This is a genomic window from Pseudomonas sp. Kh14, assembly GCF_900291005.1.
Taxonomy (GTDB): Bacteria; Pseudomonadota; Gammaproteobacteria; order Pseudomonadales; family Pseudomonadaceae; genus Aquipseudomonas; species Aquipseudomonas alloputida.
In genome coordinates this window covers 1-238 of record NZ_OLKJ01000008.1, presented here as the reverse complement: position 1 = coordinate 238, position 238 = coordinate 1, and the positions used below count along the sequence as shown (strand labels likewise).

1 protein-coding gene is annotated in these 238 nt (G+C 55.5%); it reads left to right on the top strand.

The genetic code is table 11. From position 1 onward, the window contains the following. Positions 1-72: 72 nt before the first annotated feature. Positions 73-238, top strand: a 166-nt coding sequence (locus tag FQ668_RS02380; RefSeq protein WP_144179880.1) for a hypothetical protein, incomplete at its 3' end; no start/stop codon positions are given.

Here is a 238-nt window from a genome sequence, read left to right as displayed (position 1 = left end):
CTTCCAATAGTCTCTTGCTATTTTGATAATAAGAATTATTCTCATTGGAACCGCTATCCAAGGAGAGTAGCCATGACCTATCTGATCGACGCCTGGCTCGACCGCCCCCACCCTTACCTGCGTATCCTGCATCGCGAGACTGGCGAAGTCTGCGCCGTGCTCGAGGAAGACGCGCTCGATGAACTGCGCGACCAGGGCGACCTGGACCTCATGGGGCTGAATTCGAGTGAGCCAGGAG